Origin of the sequence: Thermoproteus sp. CP80, assembly GCF_002077075.2 — an archaeon.
Lineage (GTDB): Archaea > Thermoproteota > Thermoprotei > Thermoproteales > Thermoproteaceae > Thermoproteus.
This window is the reverse complement of sequence record NZ_LCWM02000015.1, coordinates 1-18,569: the sequence shown is the minus strand read 5'-3', so window position 1 is coordinate 18,569 and position 18,569 is coordinate 1. Positions and strand designations below refer to the sequence as shown.

Here is an 18,569-nt window from a genome sequence, read left to right as displayed (position 1 = left end):
AGGTCTATAGCGTGGCGGTTCATGGCAGCGACAGAACAAACAATATTGGTGGGCAAAAAACCCACTACGAACTACATAATAGCCACGGTGATGGCGTTCAACGCCGGCACGAGGAAGGTGGTGCTGAAGGCTAGAGGAGCCGCTATATCTAAGGCTGTGGCGGCCGCCGTGATGGTGCGCGATAGGTTCCTCCCCGGCAAGGTCAACATAAGGGAAGTCAAGCTGCTCAGCGACAAGGTCCAGGGCCAAGGCGGAAGGGAGAGGACGGTGGCTGCTGTCGAGGTAATCCTCGAAATGGCGTAATTTTTTAGAGGAGTAGGCGGGCCGTTGCGATCTCGGCGCCCGCCGCCTGTCCTCTGCCGATGCGGTTAAGTTTAATTACAGGTTTAGATGGAGCCCCGTGGTGGTGGTAAAGGGCGTTGTGGTGAGCAAACAGCTGGTCGCAGACCCTACCGGCACGCGCTACGTGAAGATCGACGTGGTGGAGGAGAAGGATATCCCAGGCCCCCTGGTGATGGCCCCGCCCGATGAGCAGTCCGTCCCCGTGGCGAGGGAGATAATGCCGCTTGTGTCGCAGATAATAAAGTCGTTGCCGTTTTCCCTCAACAAGATCGCCGTGCCGCGTCTTACCGTCTGGCTGACAGACGAGGAGGTGGAGTCCCTCGGCGATATCGACGTCGGCGACAGCGTCGATATAGAGATCGACCAGGGAGTAATAAAAATAAGGCCCAGCTGAGTTCTCGACGTGGCGGAGCTCAGCGACAGCTACAGGTTGAAGTACGTGTTCGGGATAGATTTCGGCACCAGCTACACCAAGTACGGGCCGATAACTCTTGCGGAGCCCAACGTCGTGCAGACCAGAGGCCTCTTCCTCCGCGACGTACCGGAGTCCGTCAAGATGAGGATACCCCCGGACGTGCTGTCGCGCGGGCTTGTAGTAGGCGACGAGGAGGTGCGCAACTATCTCTCTAGCGTGAGGGACGTCCAGCGCAACATGAAGTATCCGCTTAAAGACGGCATAGCTAGGCGGGACGACGAAGACGCCTGGTCGGTGCTGAGGGAGCTCGCCCGCTACGTGCTGGCCCAGTTCCCAGTAGCCGATCCCGAGTTCAAGGGCTGGCTGGTCTCCATGGCCCTCTCGGCGTTGGCCCCCGACTACATGTACAGAGGCTTCTTCGACATATTGGAGAAAATCTCGGCGGAGTCCAAGTCCATATACGCCGCGACGGTTCTGCCCCAGCCGCTTGCGGTGGCCATAGCGGAGAACGCGGTCAACTGCGTGATAGTGGAGGGAGGCCACGGCAATATCCAGGTGGCGCCCATAAGCTACGCGATGATAAGAGAGGGGCTCGTGGCGCTGAATAGAGGAGGGGCCGAGGCCAACGCGGTGACCAGGGAAGTGCTTAAAGATATGGGCTACGGCGACGTGGCCCGCGAGGAGTACGTCGTGGAGACGGTAAAGAGGGCTGTGGGCTTGGTCCCCCGCGGCTTGGGGCAAGCCATAGCGGCGGCGAGGTCCAACCCCGACAAGTTCACGGCCAAGGTCAGGCTTTCCCCGATAGTGGAAATAGAGATACCCAAGGAGTACGCCTGGACCAGGTTCTTGATAGGCGAGATCGTCTTCAACCCGCGCCACGAGGAGTTCAAGAGCTATATAGACCAGAGCAGAATAAGGATAGAGGACGCCGTGATAGGCGACGTCACGCTCTACGGCGAGATGGACCTGGCGTCGGCCATAATATCCTCCCTGAGGAGCGTGTCGGTCGAGGTCCAAGACAGAGTGGCCTCAAACGTGATACTCAGCGGCGGCGCCTTCAAGTGGGATGTGCCCGCCGGCCTCGAGGAATACGCCGTAAACAGCGTGGAGAAGGTAAGGCTCATGCTGGGCGAGGTCAACAGAGAGCTCGCCGCCAAGGTAGGCGTGAGGCTGGTCAAAGAGCCGCAGTACTCCGCGTGGCGCGGCGCGGTGATATACGGCTATGCGCTGCCCCTGTCGCTTAAATGGGACAACATAAATAAGGAGGGTTGGTACATTATCGGTGGAACTAGCTAGATATCTGCTGATTAGATACCTCACAGAGGTACTGGGGTTCAAGCTGGAGTCGGAGAGAGGCGACGATCTGGCGTTGCTGGACGGCGCCAATAGGGTCTCCGTCAAGGCCTACTTCGCCGACATATACGAGGAGGCGGAGATATACAAGAAAATCAACGAGCTGCTCCAGCAGGACTGCGACAAGGCGTACATAGCCCTGGCCAAGGACGCACTACCGTTGGTAGATCCCAAGCACCTGAAGGCGCTCGGCGTGGGGCTGATCTCGGTGGATCCCTCAAGGGGCCTGGAGGGGGTCGAGCTGAGGATGCCCGCCAGGGCCAGGCCCCGCCCGGCCCAACAGGTGGATCTGTCCAAGATCCTGGGCGCGGTCAACGCGGCCGTGGCCGAGGCGGTCAGCAGGGAGTCCAAGAGAATAGAGGAGGAGGTGTTCAAGAAGCTTAAGAGCTATGTAGACAAGGCGCTCGAGGACGTGAGGCGGGAGCTGGCCGCGGGCAAGGCGGAGCAGCGTACGGAGCAACGAGGCCCGCCCTCGATAGCGGAAAACGAGTGGGTTAAGCTTATCAGAAGGAGAGGGTAGATATAAACAGGACGCGGCACTGCTGTGGATATCTTCAAAATAGTGGAGGAGGAGGCTAGGAAGGTCCTTGAGGGCTCCGATATAGATATAATGCTGGATCTGGTCAAGGCGTATAGATCCTCGGGCCCGAAGGGAGCTCGGGAGAAGGTGAGGAGTCTCCTCTCGCAGTGGGGAGTTCATGTGGAGGATCTCGAGGATTAGGCTGAGGGACTTCAAGGTCTACTCGGGAGAATACGAGTTCCAGCTATCGCCGGTGACGGCCATCGTCGGCAGGGTAGGCGCCGGCAAATCCTCGTTGCTCCAGGCAATCGAGTTCGCCTTGTTCGGGCGGGAGATGGAGGTCAGGCAGAGGATAGCGAGGCTCGCGGATCTGGTCAACTTGAGCTCCGACAGCGCCCTGGTGGAGCTGGAGCTAGCCGACGGGACCAGGAAGGCCCTGGTGAGGCGGTCGGTGGGGAGGGGGGGCCGGAGCCGCCTGGAGCTCAAGCTCGACGACCGCAGATATCTGGACGAAGCCGCCGAGGGGGCGCTCGCCGAGATGACGGGCATAACGGGCGACGACTACGACAGAGTGATCTATATATCCCACTACGCGTTGGAGGACTTCATACACGGCGATAGGCTCAAGAGGACTTCGTTAATAGATAAAATACTTCAAATAGATATATTAGATAATATTCAGAAAATAATAAATATTACATTAAAAAATATAATGAAGGAAATAGAAAAAATTAGAATTAAAATATCGTATTATGAGAAATATAGAGACACGATAGAGAAATACGGAAGTCTGTCCAAGCTGAAGGGCGTAAAGGCATCGCTGGAGAGAGAGCTCGAGGACCTCACGCGCCGGGAGGCGGATCTATCTGCTAGATACAGAGAGCTCCTAGAGGAGAGGAGGAGGTATATGGACAAAATATCGGCCCTTCAAGACAAGATAAACGCCTACTACAGGGCCAAGTCCGAGCTGGAGTTGCTGGAGGAGTCGGGCCGCGAGGCGTATATCTCGGAGCTGGGGCGCATAGAGGAGCTCAGAGATAGGTTCGTGGGAGTTATGGCCGAGTTCGAGCACATGCTCGACCCGCAGATGCTCGAGAAAATATCGAGGGAGCCCGACGCCGCGAAGCTCGCCGAACTTCTGCAGGAGGCCTATATGGAGTTGGCCAAGATAAAAGGCTCCCTGGAGGAGGCCCTCTCGGCGGCCGACGCCCAGAGGAGGTCGCTGGCGGCTAGACTGGACGAGCTGAGAACCGAGATTTCCAGGCTTAGGGCTAGGGTCGACCAGCTCGAGGGAGCCTACAGGAGGTTCAAGGAGGTTTCCGCGCGTTACGGATCTCCCGAGGAGGTCAGAAGGAGGCTGGACGAGGCGAGGGAAAAGGTCAAGGAGCTGGAGAAGAGGACTCATTACGCGTCGTCGTTGAGGTATATAATCTTATACGCGCTGGAGACCGGCGCCGAGAGGTGCCCCGTATGCGGCGGCAGGCTGGACAGAGACGCCGCGTCGAGCAGACTGAAGGATATAGAGAGGGAGTACTCGCAGGAGCTGGCCCAGCTGGAGAAGGCGAGGGAGGAGCTGGAGGCCCTGGAGGACGCCTATAGGGAGTTGTCGTCCCTCCTGGGGACGGTGTCTGAGTACCTCAAGGCAAGGGAGGAGCTGGAGAGGCTGGCCGGCGAGGAGGAGAAGACCAGGGCGAGGCTGGACCAAGCGGCTAAGTCCTACTCCCAGATCTCGCGGCGTCTCGAGCTGTTGGCCGGCTTCTTGAGTAGCGTAACGCCTGAGGCCGTAGAGGAGATGTTGAGGAGGTACAACAGGGCGCTCAGGGCGCGTCAACTCCGCGAGGAGCTTGAGGGCTTGGAGCGTGAGCTCAAGAATCTGGGCCTGAGCGGCGCGGCTCTGGAGGCCGAGGAGGAGTTCCGGGCGATCTCCGAGGAGCTGGACAGAATTAGGAGGAGAAAGGCGGATGTTAACGACGAGTTGAGGAAGTTGTCGGAGGTCTTGGCCAACGTCGACGAGGAGCTGGATATGTTGAGGTCGAGGCTGGAGAAGTATATGTATGCATACAATAGATTTTCTGAAATATCAAATAAGATAGATATATTAAAATATAATGTTAGATCTAGAATAATTGGGGAGATAGAGGATGAGCTCTGGAGGAATTTCTCAAAGATATACCCATATAGGGACATCGCGTCGTTGGGGTTGACGCTGAGGGAAAAGGCGTACGAGGTGGAGGCGAGATTGGCGGATGGAAACGTCGTGGGCATCTCCAAGCTTAGCGATGGGCAACGGTTGGCGGTGGCGCTCTCGCTCGTGATATCGATGCGCAGGCTGTTAGGCCCTAGGCTGGGCTTCCTTCTGCTGGACGACCCTCTGCCCTACGTGGATCCCAGCGTCAGGGCGTCTCTGGCGGGCCTCATAGCTTCGCTCGCGGCTGAATACCAAGTGGTGGTGGCCACACAGACCGAGGATCTGCCCAAGGAGATAGCGGCTAACGGCGTCGACGTGAAGGTAATAGAGTTGCTGCGCGGCTCGGGGAGACCCGAAGCAACAACTAAAGATATATTTGCGAGGAAGGATTGAGGCGATGCAGGAGAACTGCGGCGTTTTCGTGGTCTCAGACCTCGGCGAGGTCGGCGTCTATAGAGGCGACAACTACGTGGTGGCCAAGGTGGAACCCTACGGCCTGGCGTTTAACGACTACGGCAAGGTCGTCGTGTTGTACGACGCAGTCAATCTCTACGAGAACTTGATGGAGTTTATATCGAGGGAGTTAAACGGATGCAGAAGGCTTACGCTGGAGATAGACGCCAAGGAGATAAAGCTGGAGTCCATACAGGCGCTCCAGAAGGCGCTCGACTACACGACGTTGCTGTACCTGCTGGCCCTTAAGTCCCGCCCCTCGTTGATACATGTGGTCGGCGGTAGAGGGCGCCGGAAGCGCCCGGCCCAGGGGATAGGCAAGATAATAGCCAGGTCGAGCCCCATTCCCCCGCAGTACGTAGCGAAGAGGCCTCCCCCGTTCGTCCTGCCCTCTAACGTCGAGGAGGTCTCCATCGCGGCCCGCCGGCTCTCCGGCGAAAGGTACAGAGCGTTTATAAGGATAGCTGGAGGAGACGCCACGTCCGCCAAGGCCAAGGTGGTCGAGACGGAGACCTTGTACAGACGCATAATAGGCGGCCTCGTTTCCTCCCTGCCTCAACTGGGCTGGATGGAGTACGTATATCTGTAGCCAGCCCCAGGACGGAGCCCACGCCGTCTTTATCAGCGCTCCAGACCAGCCTCACCCATCGGAGGGCTCACCCTCTAGTCATCACGAAGGGGATCGAGGCACCCATCTATAAATCTCTTCGCCATCAAAATCTCTTCGCATCAGATGCCCCCCTTTCAACTCCGGCCGGACGAGGGGGGCTCTCGAGCCCGGGAGGCGCAAGGCCCCCCGGGCTGGGGCGCCGGCCGGGTAGGGAGCGCGCCCCCTCCTCCTCTACGCGCATAAGCGTTTGGGCGGGGCTCTCCGGCCCCAACCCAAGCGGCGAAACGGCAGACCCGGGCCCTGCCCCTCGGGCCCGCGGGGGCGCCTCTCCATGAGAGAAGACGCGCTACCCTATATAACGATTTATCGCGCCGTCCATGGGGATCGGCGCGTCGGTTCAACTTGCCTTCGCCGCCGACCCCTCTCTCGGCGTGTCGGTTCCACTCGCGGCCTTCCTCCTCCGCCTTCTCGGTTCCGCTTAGGGCCGGCGGGGCGGCACCTCGTCGGCGCGAATCGACCCCGATTCTGCCCCCTCGGTGGATTCTCATGCCGACAGGGAGTAGTCTGAAGGCGGGGTTGTCAGGGGGTACACCCCTGTTGGTTTCGCCCTCTAGGTATTCCCTGTCGGCATGGCTCAGACGCGTGGCCGAGGGCGGACAGGGCCCGCGGAGGTGCGGCCGATCCGACGCGCCGTGAAGGCGGCGGAGGGGCCGGCCCGGACGGCGGATCCGCCGGACGCCCCCCATGCGGCTCTAGGCGGCCGGCGCCGTAATGCGTAGGACGGCGGAGGAGGAAGAAAAAGAGGGGGTTATCAGGTCGGGAAACCGCCTTTGAGCCCAGTATATGGGCACCTCATCCCTATGGGCCTCGAAGCCGCATTGACACTTCACGCGCCTATTCGGCAACTCCTCCATCTTTCTCCCACAGCGGGGGCAAACAGTCGAATACAGCCTCTCCTCGCGGTACGGCACGCCGTACCACTCCGCGAGGCCTCTGAGCCTCCTCCTTATACGGCCGAAGTTTAGAAAGACTTTCTTCTCGGAGGCGTAGCCGCCCTCTTTCAGTTCTCTCATGGACTCGTCGTTTGGCATATCGACGACAACCGCGGCTTTGTACTGCCTGGCGAGGCCGACGATTTTCTTCGCCGCCTCGTCCTCCCACTCGCGCAAGAGCCGCCAGATGCGGCTCTTCACGGCCATGGCCTCGCCGCACCTCTCGTCCTTCTCGGCGCATACACTATCGAGCCTGGCGATCACCTTCTGTAGATGTAGGATTTTGGATATGTTGGGCTTCAACACTCCCTTTTCCACTATCCTCTCCCCCTCCACCACGGCCCACGCGAGGCCGTTGTGGAGGGCGTTCACGTCGACGACGAGAAGCCTCTCGGCCTCCATCGGTGCGATCTCGCGCCTGAACGTGAGGGCTACGTACAACTTCACGGCGCGACTTCTCCTGCTTCTCCCGATCCAGACGGCAGCCATCACGAGCTTTCCACCCTCCCTTGTTCTCTCCAATATCAACTCTACAGCCTTATCTGTAAGCGGAAGCGTGATCGTGTTACCGTTATTCCACTTCCTGATCCTCACCCCCCTCCTCGGTATATCGACAAGGATGCCCCTACTTTTATCTCTTTCTTTGCTTAACCGCAACTGGGCGTCGAAGATCAGCGGGGGCCTTGCGCCCCTTACCTCTATGCCGTTTTTCTTTAAGCCTTTGAGCCCTAGCGCATTACCCGCATGGAGAAACTCTTCGGCGAAATATTTCAGCGGACGTTCCGGCGGGGGCAAAGAGCCCCCGCTTTTGGCCCATTCCGCCGCCCATTTTCTGAACTCCTCTTGTACCCGGAGGAGCGCCGGGATCTTTTCGGCGACCTCCGGCGGGAGCCGTAGCAGATTATATTTCAACACCAACGCTCTGTACTTTCCCATATCCCATCCCTCGGCCTCCCTTATGTTGAACTAAAAACCTTTGTGAGCCGGTTCAAATTAGGGAGGGAAACGCCGAAAAATTGGCATTTCGAATCGGCCGATCGGACATTTGGAACCGACGCGCCGGGCGTCCGGACGGCGGCGGGCGCAAGTGGAATCGACGCACCGTCTAAGGATTGCGTGTTCGAACATTATAGGCAAGTCCCCGCCGAGGTGCGCCCTGGCCTTTTCGAGCATCCTCATCATGGCTGGGTAGAGCCAGACGCCGCAAGGCCTCCTGGCTACGCTATACCGGCTCAGCCCTGTCCCATAGATAGTTGAAATAGGTCTTCGCTATGTCGAGGAGGTAGCGCTCATTGCTATGTATGCCGAGGAGCCCCTCCCCATGTCTCACCACCAGCAGAGCCGAATTCCCCAGAGCCCCTCCGCCGAACATATCCTCCAGCGCTCTCGCGTCGACCCGCGGAGGCGAATAGACATATTTAGCGATCTTCTTGGCCAAGAGGAGCTTTACCTCGATCCGCTTGGACTCCTCCTCGATTGCGGCCATCACCCGCGGCGTTGCGAGCTCCGGATAGGGCAACGCCACGTAGACGGCCGAATCGCTCGCCTTGATCACCTCCTCGAGGAGCTCCATCACCTTGTCGCCTCTTATAAGGGCTATGAAGGTAGTGGAGGCCTTCCCATATCTGCTCTCGTAGAGGGTCTGCAGGAGGTCCAGCTGCTCCTTCAAGGCCTTGAGGGCGGTCGAGGCGTAGGAGACCAAGCCCTTGTAGACCTCGGCGGGCGGCCGGGCGGCATATCTGGCGGGCCGCCCCTCGATCCGCTCCAAGAAGCCCTGCCCCTCGAGCGCATCTAGGCGTTGATATATCTTAGTATAGGGTATGCCGACCATCTCGGCGATCTCCCTCGCCGTGAGCGCCCCCCGCTCTACCAAAAGCGCGTAGATGGCCAGGTCCCTCTCCTCCAGCCCCAGGGCCTTGAGGACGGACTTCTTCACGAAATTAACGGAATACCATTAAAAAATTTTTAAACCGAGGGGCCGGCGGGCTCAATGAGCAAACAGGTTCTAGAGCTGGCAAGGCCCGCCAGGCTCGTGGACCTAAGCAGGTTTAATCTATCCACCAGATACAAGACCACCCTATTGAACGAAGCTTGGCAGAACGCCGTCAAGAGGCAGTTCGCCCTGCCCGAACACACGAGGGTCGTAAAGACATCCCTGTCAGTATGTCCGGTCTGCAATAGAAGGATACCCATGGCCGTCTACGAGGAGAACGGCGCCATATGGCTGAAGAAGGTCTGCCCCGAACACGGGGCGTTCGAGGATCTGTACTGGGGCGACGCCGAGATGTACTACTACTTCCTCCAGTGGGATACGCCGGAGTATATAGCCAAGGGCCTCGCCAACCCATACACAGACCTCCAGTTCTATACGGAGATGGGGTCCTGCCCCATGGGCTGCGGCCTCTGCCCCGTCCACAAGTCGGATACCGTGCTCGCCATCATAGACGTCACCAACAGATGCAACATGGCGTGCCCCGTGTGCTTCGCCAACGCCGGCGCCGCGGGCTACGTCTACGAGCCGACGCTGGAGCAGATAGAGTACATGCTGAGGACATTGAGGGCGCAGAGGCCGTGGCCGCCCAACGCCCTGCAGCTGTCGGGAGGCGAGCCGACGCTGAGGGACGATCTGCCCGAGATAGTCAGGATGGCCAAGAAGCTGGGCTTCACGCATATAGAGGTCAACACAAACGGCATAAGGCTGGCCAACGAGCCCGAGTTCTACAAGGCCTTGCTGGACGCCGGGATATCCACGCTCTATCTGCAGTTCGACACGATCGACCCGGGCAACGAAGGCGTCGTGAGACACCGCCTCTACAACCCCAAGGCATACGCCGCAGTTAGGCGCAAGCTGATAGAAGTGGCCCGCCAGCTCGGCCACCGGTCGATAGTGCCCGTGGTCACCCTCGCCAGAGGCTACAACGACAAGGACCTCGGCAAGATCCTGGACTTCGCCATACAGAATAGAGACGTCATACGTTGGATCAATATACAGCCTGTTTCCTTCGCCGGCCGCGCCAGGCTTTACAGCAAGGAGGAGCTGAGGAAGTTCAGAATAACCATACCCGACACCATAATAGAGGTAGAGAGGCAGACGGGAGGCTTGATAAGCAGATGGGACTGGAGGCCCACCAACTGGCCCGTGGCGGTCGCCAAGATGGTCGAGGCGCTCACGGACTCCCCCAAGCCCCTCTTCTCCATGAACCCCGTCTGCGGCGCCGCGACGTTCATATACTACGACGACGATGAGAAGAAGATATACCCCATCACGAAGCTCGTCGACGTCGACGCCTTCGAGAGGATAGCCTGGGACGTCTACAGGACAGCCAAGAGGGGAAGGACCGTCTGGAAAGCCGTGGCCGCGACCAAGGCCATGAGGCTCCTGAGGACGGTCAAACACAGAAAGATCAAAGGCCTAATACAGGACTTCCTGGTGAAGAAAGACTACGGCTCGTTGGGCCAGTTCTTCCTCAACATAGTGGGACTCGGCATAATGCACTTCATGGACGTCATGAACTTCGACGTGGAGAGGATACAGCGTTGCGACATACACTACGCCACTCCCGACGGGAGGGTCGTACCGTTCTGCACCTACAACAACTTCCACAGGGAGAGGATAGAGCAGTCCTTCAGAATCGACCCCAAGATGTGGACGAAGATAACAGGCGTGTCGCTGACTGGCTGGAAGAGGACGGCGACGGCGGGCCACCTGCTTTAACCGGCGCATTGTTTTTAAACATCCTCTACATAGGACGACGTGTGGGATGAATTCGTCAAGCGCGAGATAATTAAATTTGGGGATTTCCAGCTGTCGAGCGGCGGCCGCAGCCCCTACTACGTCGACTTGAGGCAGGTTCTGGCCTATCCGGACCTCCTGAGGTGGGTGATCGGCAAGTACAGCAACCTCCTGAAGGATATCGAGTTCGACGTGATAGTGGGGGTCGCCACCGGCGGCATACCCTACGCCTCGATACTGGGCTTCAACATGTTTCGCCCTATTGCGTACGTCAGAGAGAGCAAGAAGTGGTATGGCTCCCGGAGGGAGATAGAGGGCGCCGTCTGGCAAGGCGCGCGCGTAGTGGTGGTGGACGACGTCATAACCACCGGCGAGTCGATCGTGGATGCTGTTGGTAAGCTCAAGGAGGCCGGGGCCAACGTGGTCGCGGCCGCCGTGTTCCTCGACAGACAGCAGTGCGGCGCCCAGAGGGTCGAGCGGGAGACCGGGACGCAGGTCAGGTCGGCCTACAGGATGGGCGAGGTCCTGGAGGACATAAGAGACCTCATAGGGCCGACCCGCTACCGCGAGGTACGCGAGTATCTGGAGAAGTTCAAGTGCTAGCCCGCCTGACGGAGTTGATACCGTCCGAGGTGACCAGGAGGCTGGGCAGAGCGCTCTTCTCGTTGCCTCTACCTCCCTGCAGGCCGGGCGTCAGGTGGCGCGTGGGCCCGGTCGAGACGAACGGCCCCGTGGGGATAGCCGCGGGGCTCGACAAGGACGGCCTCTACACCAGGGCGCTGTCGGCCTTCTGCCCGGGCTTCATCGTGGTGGGCTCCACCACCGCGCGGCCCAGGAGGGGCAACAGGCCCCCGCTGACGGCGAGGCTGAGGCCCCGCTCTCTGGTCAACGCCATGGGCCTGCCCAGCCCGGGCCTGCCCGTGGTGCTCTCCAGAATATCGAAGGTGGAGTACCCCCTCTTTGTCAGCGTCGCGGGCTTCACGGCAGGGGAGATTCTCGAGCAGATACGCTATATTGAGAGGTACGGCAGCAACGTGAGGGCCATCGAGGTCAACCTCTCCAGCCCCACGTATAAAGGCATGTGGGATAAGGCCGCGCCTCTCCTCGAGTCCAAAAAGCCGCTGTTCATAAAGACGGGCCCTACGTCGGAGCTCAGGGCCTACCTCGAGCTGGCCAGAAGAGGGGGACACGGCCTCGTGATCACCAATACGTTGCCGGTCGCCGATCCCCGTATAGGCGTCGGCAGAGGCGGCCTAAGCGGCCTCTGGCTCTACCCAGCCATGATGAGGATGCTCGAAAAGGCCAGGGCGCACCTCGGCGGGGACTTGCCTATAATAGCCGTAGGCGGCGTCATGAGCTGCAGACAGGCAAAGGCCGCGATGAAGCTGGCAAACGCCGTCGAGGTCTTGACGGGCGTGTTGTACTACGGCCCAGACCTCGTCAAGAGGCTCAACGCCTGCGCCGCCCAGCCATGAGCGGCCGGGCGAACGACGAAGATCACGAGCCAGCCCCCGCAGCCAAACACGCCGCGCGGGCACGTTGCTCCGATTCCGCGTTCATACGGTCCAGCCCGATAAGACAGATGTCGGCGGGCCTGCGCTCGGCGAAGCGGAGCCCGCCGCGCTCCGTGGCCCCCGGGGCGCCAGGGCATATCGCGGGATACCTGCGGCAGCCGTCCGCGCAGCGGTTCATGCATGCGACGCAGCACCGCCCGAACGCGTCGTCCTCCATGCCGCTCTGTGGCGCGTTGGTAAGTCGATCCGCCCCTCGGCGGGTTCCCCATGCCGACAGGGGAAAACCCCGGGAAGCTTGACAGGCAAGGACTTGCCTGTAAGGCTTCCCGCGGACATCCCTGTAGGAGGGAAAAGGGTTTACCTCGTTCTAACCATCTCTATGGCCTCCGCCGGCTCTGCGTGGCGCGTGAGGCCCTCCAGGCGCTTCTTGGTTGAAGGCACTTCTCTCATTTGCGCGCTCCGCGGCGCACCGCCAAGTTGAACCGCCCCTCGGCGGGTTTCTCGGCGCCGACAGGGAGTACGTAAGAAAAACCTAACAGGGGGCTAGCCCCCTGTCAACATTAATTCGGGGTTGCCCCTGCAAGCGCGCGGCCGAGGGCGGACGGGGCCCGCGGAGGCGCATATGCTTCCTGCGGCCGACGCGCCGCGAAGGGGCCGGCCCAGACGGCGAATTCGATCAGCCGGACGTCCCCCCATGTGCCGAAACGGCTCGATTCGGCCGGACAACGGCGCATCGAATCAATTTAACGGCAACCTCCGATAGAGACATGGAGAGGAAGTTCTCTGTAGACGAACTTAGGCGCCGCCTTGAGCCGGCCTTGAGGCCGGCCGAGCCGCCGACCGTGGAGGAGGTTCTTGAGCAGGTTTCTAGGCACGGCGTCTTGCGGGGGCCTGTGGACTGGGTCTTCCCGGCGTGGATAACATACATAGAATACGCGACGCGGAGGATCGCCGAGGCGTTCCAGCTCACAGAGGAGGAGAGAAGACAGCTCTTCCACTTCAGAGACACGCTAAAACGGTTGTTGCTGGAGGCGCAGAGGCAAGTAAAAGAGAAGCTGGCGTCTATATACAACGCAATTGCCGACGGCACCTACAGGATGGAGGGCAACAGGCTGTACGCGCCGGACGGGACGTGGATGCACATAGCCAAAGTAGCCGCACCGCGAATCGCAATCCACGGCGTAACAGCTAAGGCGCATTTTCCCGACATACTCAAGCTTCCGCGCGAGAAACTTGAGCTGCTCCAGCTGGGCTGGAGGGCGAGCGATGAGGGCGAGATGCGCGGCCGGCCCTTCATGGGCACCACACAGCCTTGGCAGGTGCTCGCTTGGGTTGCGACGAGATATGGAGCGCTCCGCGTGCGCATCGCCTCAGCCAACTTGACGCGCGAAGGGGTGAGCGTAGCGGTACATCTTAGGGCAAATAGCTGGAGGCAGAGGTGGAGCAAGGCGGAGGCCACAGATCTAGTCGCGAACTACTTCAAGCGTGGCGAGTGGACGCCCCTGCTAACAATGTGGCTGGGGGACGGCAAGGCCGAGCGAAAGAAGGCTCTGCACGGTAAATACAAGCTGGTGGTCGCGGCTAAGGAGCCCTGGAGGCTGGGCAGTAGCATAGGCACATACGAGGCCCTCGTCGCCACTGGCAAGGAGGCGTTCGAGAGGCTTGGGGAGTCGGCCGGTGCATACGGCGTGCTGCTGGACCTGCTGAAGGCCCACAAGTGGATCGACGTGAAGCTGGCCACCGACGACGGCTTTAGGGCCGCCTTCAAGCTGAATACGGAGAAGAGGGGCATAGACGTCCTTAGGGAGGCGTTCGGGCAAAACGGCGAGATCCCTACGGAGCAGTTCTCACATGCCGAGGACGGACCGAGGAGAGGCGCCGTGGTCGTGGCGGGCGTCGTGATGTACCTGTATCTTGTCAGCGGTAGGGGCGGCTCACTCCTTGCCGAATACTTCACCCGCGATGTCGGAAAGGCGCTCGCCGCCGCCGGGAGGCTTGAGTCGGCGGGGCTTAGGCCGAACGTCGTGAGGTCCGGCCCCAACTACGTGGTGTATATAGCCACGGCGGATCTCCTAAAGCTGGCGGAGGGGGACGAGGCCGTCAGGAGGGCCATAGCGCTCTACCTCGCCGAAAAGGCCAAGAACGGCACGCCGAGGCAGAGGGAGATCGCCGAAAAGATCCTGAAGAGACATCCCCCTTTTTTCCCTTCCAACTCTTACCGTTTCCTCGAAATCGACATCTCTGCGCGTTAGCCAATAGAATCGATGACGAGTTTAGCCGATACGTGGTGTGGAACCAACGACAGCTGGCATGTGGAATCGACCAGCGCCCGGTCGGACTGCGCCGACGACAGCCGGAAGAGCCCGGTGGATGGGGCCGCCGGGATTTGAACCCGGGACCTCCCGGTTGCTCGGGCCGGGAGCCCTTTATCAGCCTCGCCGGATCTCCACGGGCGCTCCACCTAGCTAAGCTACGGCCCCGGTCCATCTGAACGGGGCCTATTTTAAGCTTTATGACTTTTCCGGTCTAACCCATGCCGTTCGCCGCGGACGTGTAGCCGGCCCCTCCACACAACATATCATCACTGCGTAGACCAAGGCCTCGAGCTAGTAGGGACCTCCGCGTTTGGATGCGGCTAAACTATGCAGATGGACATGGCGCTGGCCGATCCCGCGTCGAGAGGTATGGCGGCCGTGCCCCACCATGGCGCGTGCCGCCCATACGCCCGCGCTGCAGTCCAAGCTACGGCTGGACGAGCGTGTTCGCATCGCCGACATGGAGTACGTATCAGCCCCCGGGATGCCGCCTATCCGTTGCGATTACGGCATCGCTATGCATTAGCCGATATTGAGCCGAAACGCCGAGCTTGGCCGATATGTGGAACTGCAGAACCGACGACAACATGTGGAATCGGCCAGCGTCCGGCCGCGCCGACGATGGCCGGAAGAGTCAATGGTGGGCCCGGAGGGATTTTTGGGCGGCTTCGCCTGAACCCCCGCCCTACGGGTCTGGAGCCACGGCGGCGCTGACCTCCGCCGCTCTGCCTTGCTGAGCTACGGGCCCCTTTACGTACATTATCACATATTTTTAAGCTTTTTCCCCGCCGACTCTCCGAGTAGGCGTGTGCCGCAGGGTCTCGACGCACCCAATTGGTGGAGCAAAGCTTAAAAACCAGCCAGAAATATATGTAAAGGGGCCGTAGTCTAGCGGTAGGATTGAATCGAATCCCTAAAGCCCGCCTTACACGGCGCCCGCGCCACAGCGCCTAGGCGCGCGGGAGATCCCGGGAGGGGATTCCCCGGGAATTCAAATCCCGGCGGCCCCATCCATAGGCTCTTCCGGCTACCGGATAGATGTGGCTAATTCTACATGTCGGCTATGGCGACAAAGATATAAATTTAGGATTTATGGCGCGTAGGCCCCGGTCGTCTAGCCCGGTCAAAGGCTCACCGACTAGGGATATGGGCCTTTCGAGGCATTGCGGCCGGAGACAGCCCAGGACCCGGGTTCAAATCCCGGCCGGGGCATGTACCGAACTCTTCCGGCTGTCGTCGGCGCAGTCCGACCTGACGCTGGCTGATTCCACATGTTGTCGTCGGTTCTGCAGTTCCACGTATAGGCTAAACTCGTCATATCGATTCAACTCGACTAACTCACGGCGATGCCGGCTTCAAGGAGGCGGCGAGGCGATTGGGAAGAAAAAAGGGATGTCTCTTCAGGATCTTTTCGGCGAGTTCCCTCTGCCTCGGCGTGCCGTCCTTCGCCTTTTCGGCGAGATACAGCGCTACGGCCCTCCTGATTTCGCCGTCCCTCTCCGCCAGCCTCAAGAGGTCCGCAGTTGCTATATACACCACGTAGTTGGGGCCGGACCTCACGACGTTAGGCCTAAGCCCCGCCGACTCAAGCCTTCCGGCGGCGGCGAGCGCCTTTCCGGCATCGCGGGTGAAGTACTTAGCGACGAGGGAGCCGCCCCTGCCGCTCACCAGCTCGAGATACATCACGACGCCCGCCACGACTACCACGCCGTTTCTCCGTCTGCTGTTTCTCTCTACGTAGCCTAGCTGTTCGGCAGAGGTTTCAACGCCGTTCCGCCCATACGCCTCCCTAAGCACGTCTATACCCCTCTTCTCCGTATTCAGCTTGAAGGCGGCCCTAAAGCCGTCGTCTGTGGCCAGCTTCACGTCGATCCACTTATGGGCCTTCAGAAGATCCAGCAGTTTGCCGTATACGCCGGCCGACTCCCTAAGCCTCTCGAACGCCTCTCTGCCTCTGGCGACGAGGGCCTTACTTGCACTCGCGCTGGGGTTTGGCCTCCAGGGCTCTTTAGCCGCGATCACCAGCTTGTATTCGCCACTTAACACCTCGCTCCGTTCGGCCTTACCATCCCCCAGCCACATTGTTAACACGGGCGCCCACTCCCCGCGCCTGAGGTGGCTAGCCACCAGATCTATGGCCTCCGCCTTGCTCCACCTCTGCCTCCAGCTCTTCGCATTGATTTGTATATGTACGCTCGCCCCCTCGCGCGTCAAGTTGGCCGAGGCGACGTATGCGTAGAGCTCTCCATATCTCGTCGCAGTCCAGGCGAACACCTGCCAGGGTTGTGTAGTGCCCATGAAGGGCCGGCCGCCCATCTCGCCCTCATCGCTCGCCCTCCAGCCCAGCTGGAGCAGCTCCAACCTCTCGCGCGGAAGCTTCAACACATCGGGAAAACGCGCCTTAGCTGTTACGCCGTGGATTATAATATGCGGAGCGAACCCCTCTCTTACATACATCCACACTCTGTCCGAGATGTATAGTTTGTCGTTCTCTACCCTGTAGGTGCCGTCGACAACGGCTTTGTATATCGCGGTCAGCTCGGCCTTCGCCTGCCTTTCGGCTCGCTCCAGAAGCGTATTCAGCTTCCGGCCGAAATCCCTCAGCTGTTCTTCCTCTTCGGCGGACGGCTTGAACCTGCCGATGATCTCCTCGACGACGTAGTCGACGTAGAGCCTCCACGCCGGGAAGACCCAGTCCGCCGGCCCCCGGAGCTTGCCGTTCCTCTCCACGGCCGCCAGGACCTCCTCCACGGTCGGCGGCTCGGCCGGCCTCAAGGCCAGCTCAAGGCGGCGCCTAAGTTCGTCTACAGAGAACTTCCTTTCCATGCCTCTACTGAAGATAGCTGTTAAATTGATTCGATGCGCCGTCGCCTAGAGCCGTAGCGCATGCGGGACATCCGGCAGGTTTCGAATCCGCCGTCCGGCCCCTTCACGGCGCGTCGGCCGCTAGGCCCCCTGTCCGCCCTCGGCCGCTTTCAGGGAGTATCAAAGAAAGCCCCAACAGGGGCTAGCCGCCTGTCAAGGCTTTCTTATGCACGCCCTGTAAGCGCTGGCGGATCCGCCGAGGGGCGGTTCAACTTATCTGTGCCGCGGCGCATGGATGAGAGAAGTGCCTCCAACCAAGAAGCACCTGGAGGGCCTCATGCGCTACACAGAGCCGGCGGAGGCCATAGAGATGGTTAGAGGAAACGAGGTAACCTACCCTTTTTCTCCCTCCTACAGGGATGTCCGCGGGAAACCTTACAGGCAAGTTCTTGCCTGTCAAGCCTCCCGGGGTTTCCCCTGTCGGTATGGGGAACCCGCCGAGGACAGTTCAACTTACCAACGCGCCGCAGAGCGGCATGGAGGACGACGCGTTCGGGCGGTGCTACGTCGCATGCATGAACCGCTGCGCGGACGGCTGCCGCAGGGACCCCGCGATATGCCCTGGCGCCCCGGGGGATGCACCACGGAGCGCGGCGGGCTCTGCTTCGCGGAGCGCAGACCCGCCGATATGAGCCGGACCCGGCTCGACGGGGCGGACAACCCTCTTTTTTTATCGGGCCGTCCTGTCCTTTTCGTCTCGGATCCTATGAGGCGCCGTCCCGCCGGCCCTTCGCAGTTGGAATCGAGGCGGCGGAGGAAGGAGGCCGCGAAGGCCGCAAGTGGAGCTGGCACGCCGAGGGGTATCAAATATGGAATTGACGCGCCGAGCACTCGGACGGCGGAAAAGGTAAGTGGAATCGATACGCCGTCAAAACCGACGGCGCTCAAGGGGGATTTCAGGCATAACAGATATGCCGGCCTTCGTCTCGACCGCGGAACACAGTAGGAGGCCGGCGTCTTCAGCCGAAGGCCGTGGAACGGAGATGTGAACGGGGATAGCCGAGTCTGACATCGAGTCGAAGGCGCCGAACTCAACTGGCGTACGGGATCGACACGCCACATAGCCTACATTGAATCAACTCCTGTCCAGTCATGAGAACCCAGTGGCGCCGCCGCCGGGATTTGAATTCCCGGGGGGGATTCCCCTCCCGGGACCTACGGGTGTCTGCGGCGCTCGCCTTAACAGCATCAGCCCCCGTGGGGACCGCCGCTATACCGGGCTTAGCTACGGCGGCGACGAGGCACATTATGGAGGACTTTATGTATTTT

General features: G+C 60.2%; 14 protein-coding genes and 5 tRNA genes. 13 read left to right on the top strand and 6 right to left on the bottom strand.

Going from position 1 to position 18,569, the window contains the following annotated elements:
- Positions 1-21: 21 nt before the first annotated feature.
- The 7 genes from albA to B7L68_RS04375 all read left to right on the top strand — a co-directional run bounded on the left by albA (position 22) and on the right by B7L68_RS04375 (position 5,860).
- On the top strand, positions 22-303 hold the full coding sequence (albA, locus tag B7L68_RS04400) for a DNA-binding protein Alba (protein ID WP_081246475.1): 282 nt from the start codon (positions 22-24) through the stop codon (positions 301-303).
- 97 nt (positions 304-400) lie between these two features.
- Entirely contained in the window at positions 401-736 is a 336-nt protein-coding gene (locus tag B7L68_RS04395) for an arcadin 1 (RefSeq protein ID WP_081246474.1), read from the top strand.
- 9 nt (positions 737-745) lie between these two features.
- Complete coding sequence (locus B7L68_RS04390) at positions 746-2,053, top strand: heat-shock protein Hsp70 (RefSeq protein ID WP_081246473.1); 1,308 nt, start codon at positions 746-748, stop codon at positions 2,051-2,053.
- Positions 2,040-2,630 (top strand): hypothetical protein, encoded by a 591-nt coding sequence (locus B7L68_RS04385; RefSeq protein WP_081246472.1) that lies wholly within the window; start codon positions 2,040-2,042, stop codon positions 2,628-2,630. The genes B7L68_RS04390 and B7L68_RS04385 overlap by 14 nt, the downstream gene beginning before the upstream one ends.
- A 24-nt stretch (positions 2,631-2,654) precedes the next feature.
- Complete coding sequence (locus tag B7L68_RS08855; RefSeq protein ID WP_193432468.1) at positions 2,655-2,831, top strand: hypothetical protein; 177 nt, start codon at positions 2,655-2,657, stop codon at positions 2,829-2,831.
- Entirely contained in the window at positions 2,809-5,211 is a 2,403-nt protein-coding gene (locus B7L68_RS04380) for an SMC family ATPase (protein WP_081246471.1), read from the top strand. Before B7L68_RS08855 ends, B7L68_RS04380 begins: the two co-directional genes overlap by 23 nt.
- A gap of 4 nt (positions 5,212-5,215) precedes the next feature.
- Complete coding sequence (locus tag B7L68_RS04375) at positions 5,216-5,860, top strand: hypothetical protein (RefSeq protein WP_081246470.1); 645 nt, start codon at positions 5,216-5,218, stop codon at positions 5,858-5,860.
- Between the two features lie 773 nt (positions 5,861-6,633).
- On the opposite strand, the gene B7L68_RS04370 is transcribed toward B7L68_RS04375, so the two are convergent.
- Positions 6,634-7,809, bottom strand: coding sequence for a zinc ribbon domain-containing protein (locus tag B7L68_RS04370; RefSeq protein WP_081246469.1), 1,176 nt, complete (start codon positions 7,807-7,809; stop codon positions 6,634-6,636).
- A gap of 286 nt (positions 7,810-8,095) precedes the next feature.
- Positions 8,096-8,809 (bottom strand): TrmB family transcriptional regulator, encoded by a 714-nt coding sequence (locus B7L68_RS04365; RefSeq protein WP_081246468.1) that lies wholly within the window; start codon positions 8,807-8,809, stop codon positions 8,096-8,098.
- A gap of 54 nt (positions 8,810-8,863) precedes the next feature.
- Here B7L68_RS04365 and tes point away from each other — a divergent pair, with 54 nt between their 5' ends.
- The 4 genes from tes (at position 8,864) to B7L68_RS04345 (ending at position 14,372) form a co-directional block, all read left to right on the top strand.
- The gene (gene tes, locus B7L68_RS04360; RefSeq protein WP_081246467.1) at positions 8,864-10,588 is read left to right on the top strand and encodes a tetraether lipid synthase Tes; all 1,725 of its coding nucleotides are present in this window, start codon (positions 8,864-8,866) and stop codon (positions 10,586-10,588) included.
- 39 nt (positions 10,589-10,627) lie between these two features.
- Entirely contained in the window at positions 10,628-11,209 is a 582-nt protein-coding gene (gene pyrE / locus B7L68_RS04355; protein WP_081246466.1) for an orotate phosphoribosyltransferase, read from the top strand.
- Positions 11,203-12,081, top strand: coding sequence for a dihydroorotate dehydrogenase 2 (locus tag B7L68_RS04350; protein WP_081246465.1), 879 nt, complete (start codon positions 11,203-11,205; stop codon positions 12,079-12,081). The genes pyrE and B7L68_RS04350 overlap by 7 nt, the downstream gene beginning before the upstream one ends.
- An 806-nt stretch (positions 12,082-12,887) precedes the next feature.
- A complete protein-coding gene (locus B7L68_RS04345; protein WP_081246464.1) occupies positions 12,888-14,372 on the top strand; it encodes a hypothetical protein in 1,485 nt (494 codons plus the stop codon).
- Between the two features lie 119 nt (positions 14,373-14,491).
- Here B7L68_RS04345 and B7L68_RS04340 read toward each other — a convergent pair.
- Positions 14,492-14,600: transfer RNA gene (locus tag B7L68_RS04340), tRNA-Ile, on the bottom strand.
- 473 nt (positions 14,601-15,073) lie between these two features.
- A tRNA-Trp gene (locus B7L68_RS04335) sits at positions 15,074-15,183 on the bottom strand.
- Positions 15,184-15,312: 129 nt separating this feature from the next.
- Here B7L68_RS04335 and B7L68_RS04330 point away from each other — a divergent pair.
- Positions 15,313-15,445, top strand: a tRNA-Val gene (locus B7L68_RS04330).
- Positions 15,446-15,538: 93 nt separating this feature from the next.
- Positions 15,539-15,647: transfer RNA gene (locus tag B7L68_RS04325), tRNA-Glu, on the top strand.
- 126 nt (positions 15,648-15,773) lie between these two features.
- Here B7L68_RS04325 and B7L68_RS04320 read toward each other — a convergent pair.
- Both B7L68_RS04320 and B7L68_RS08635 read right to left on the bottom strand, forming a co-directional pair.
- Positions 15,774-17,261 (bottom strand): hypothetical protein, encoded by a 1,488-nt coding sequence (locus tag B7L68_RS04320; protein ID WP_081246463.1) that lies wholly within the window; start codon positions 17,259-17,261, stop codon positions 15,774-15,776.
- Between the two features lie 1,143 nt (positions 17,262-18,404).
- Positions 18,405-18,535 (bottom strand) — tRNA-Asn (locus tag B7L68_RS08635).
- Positions 18,536-18,569: the final 34 nt, after the last annotated feature.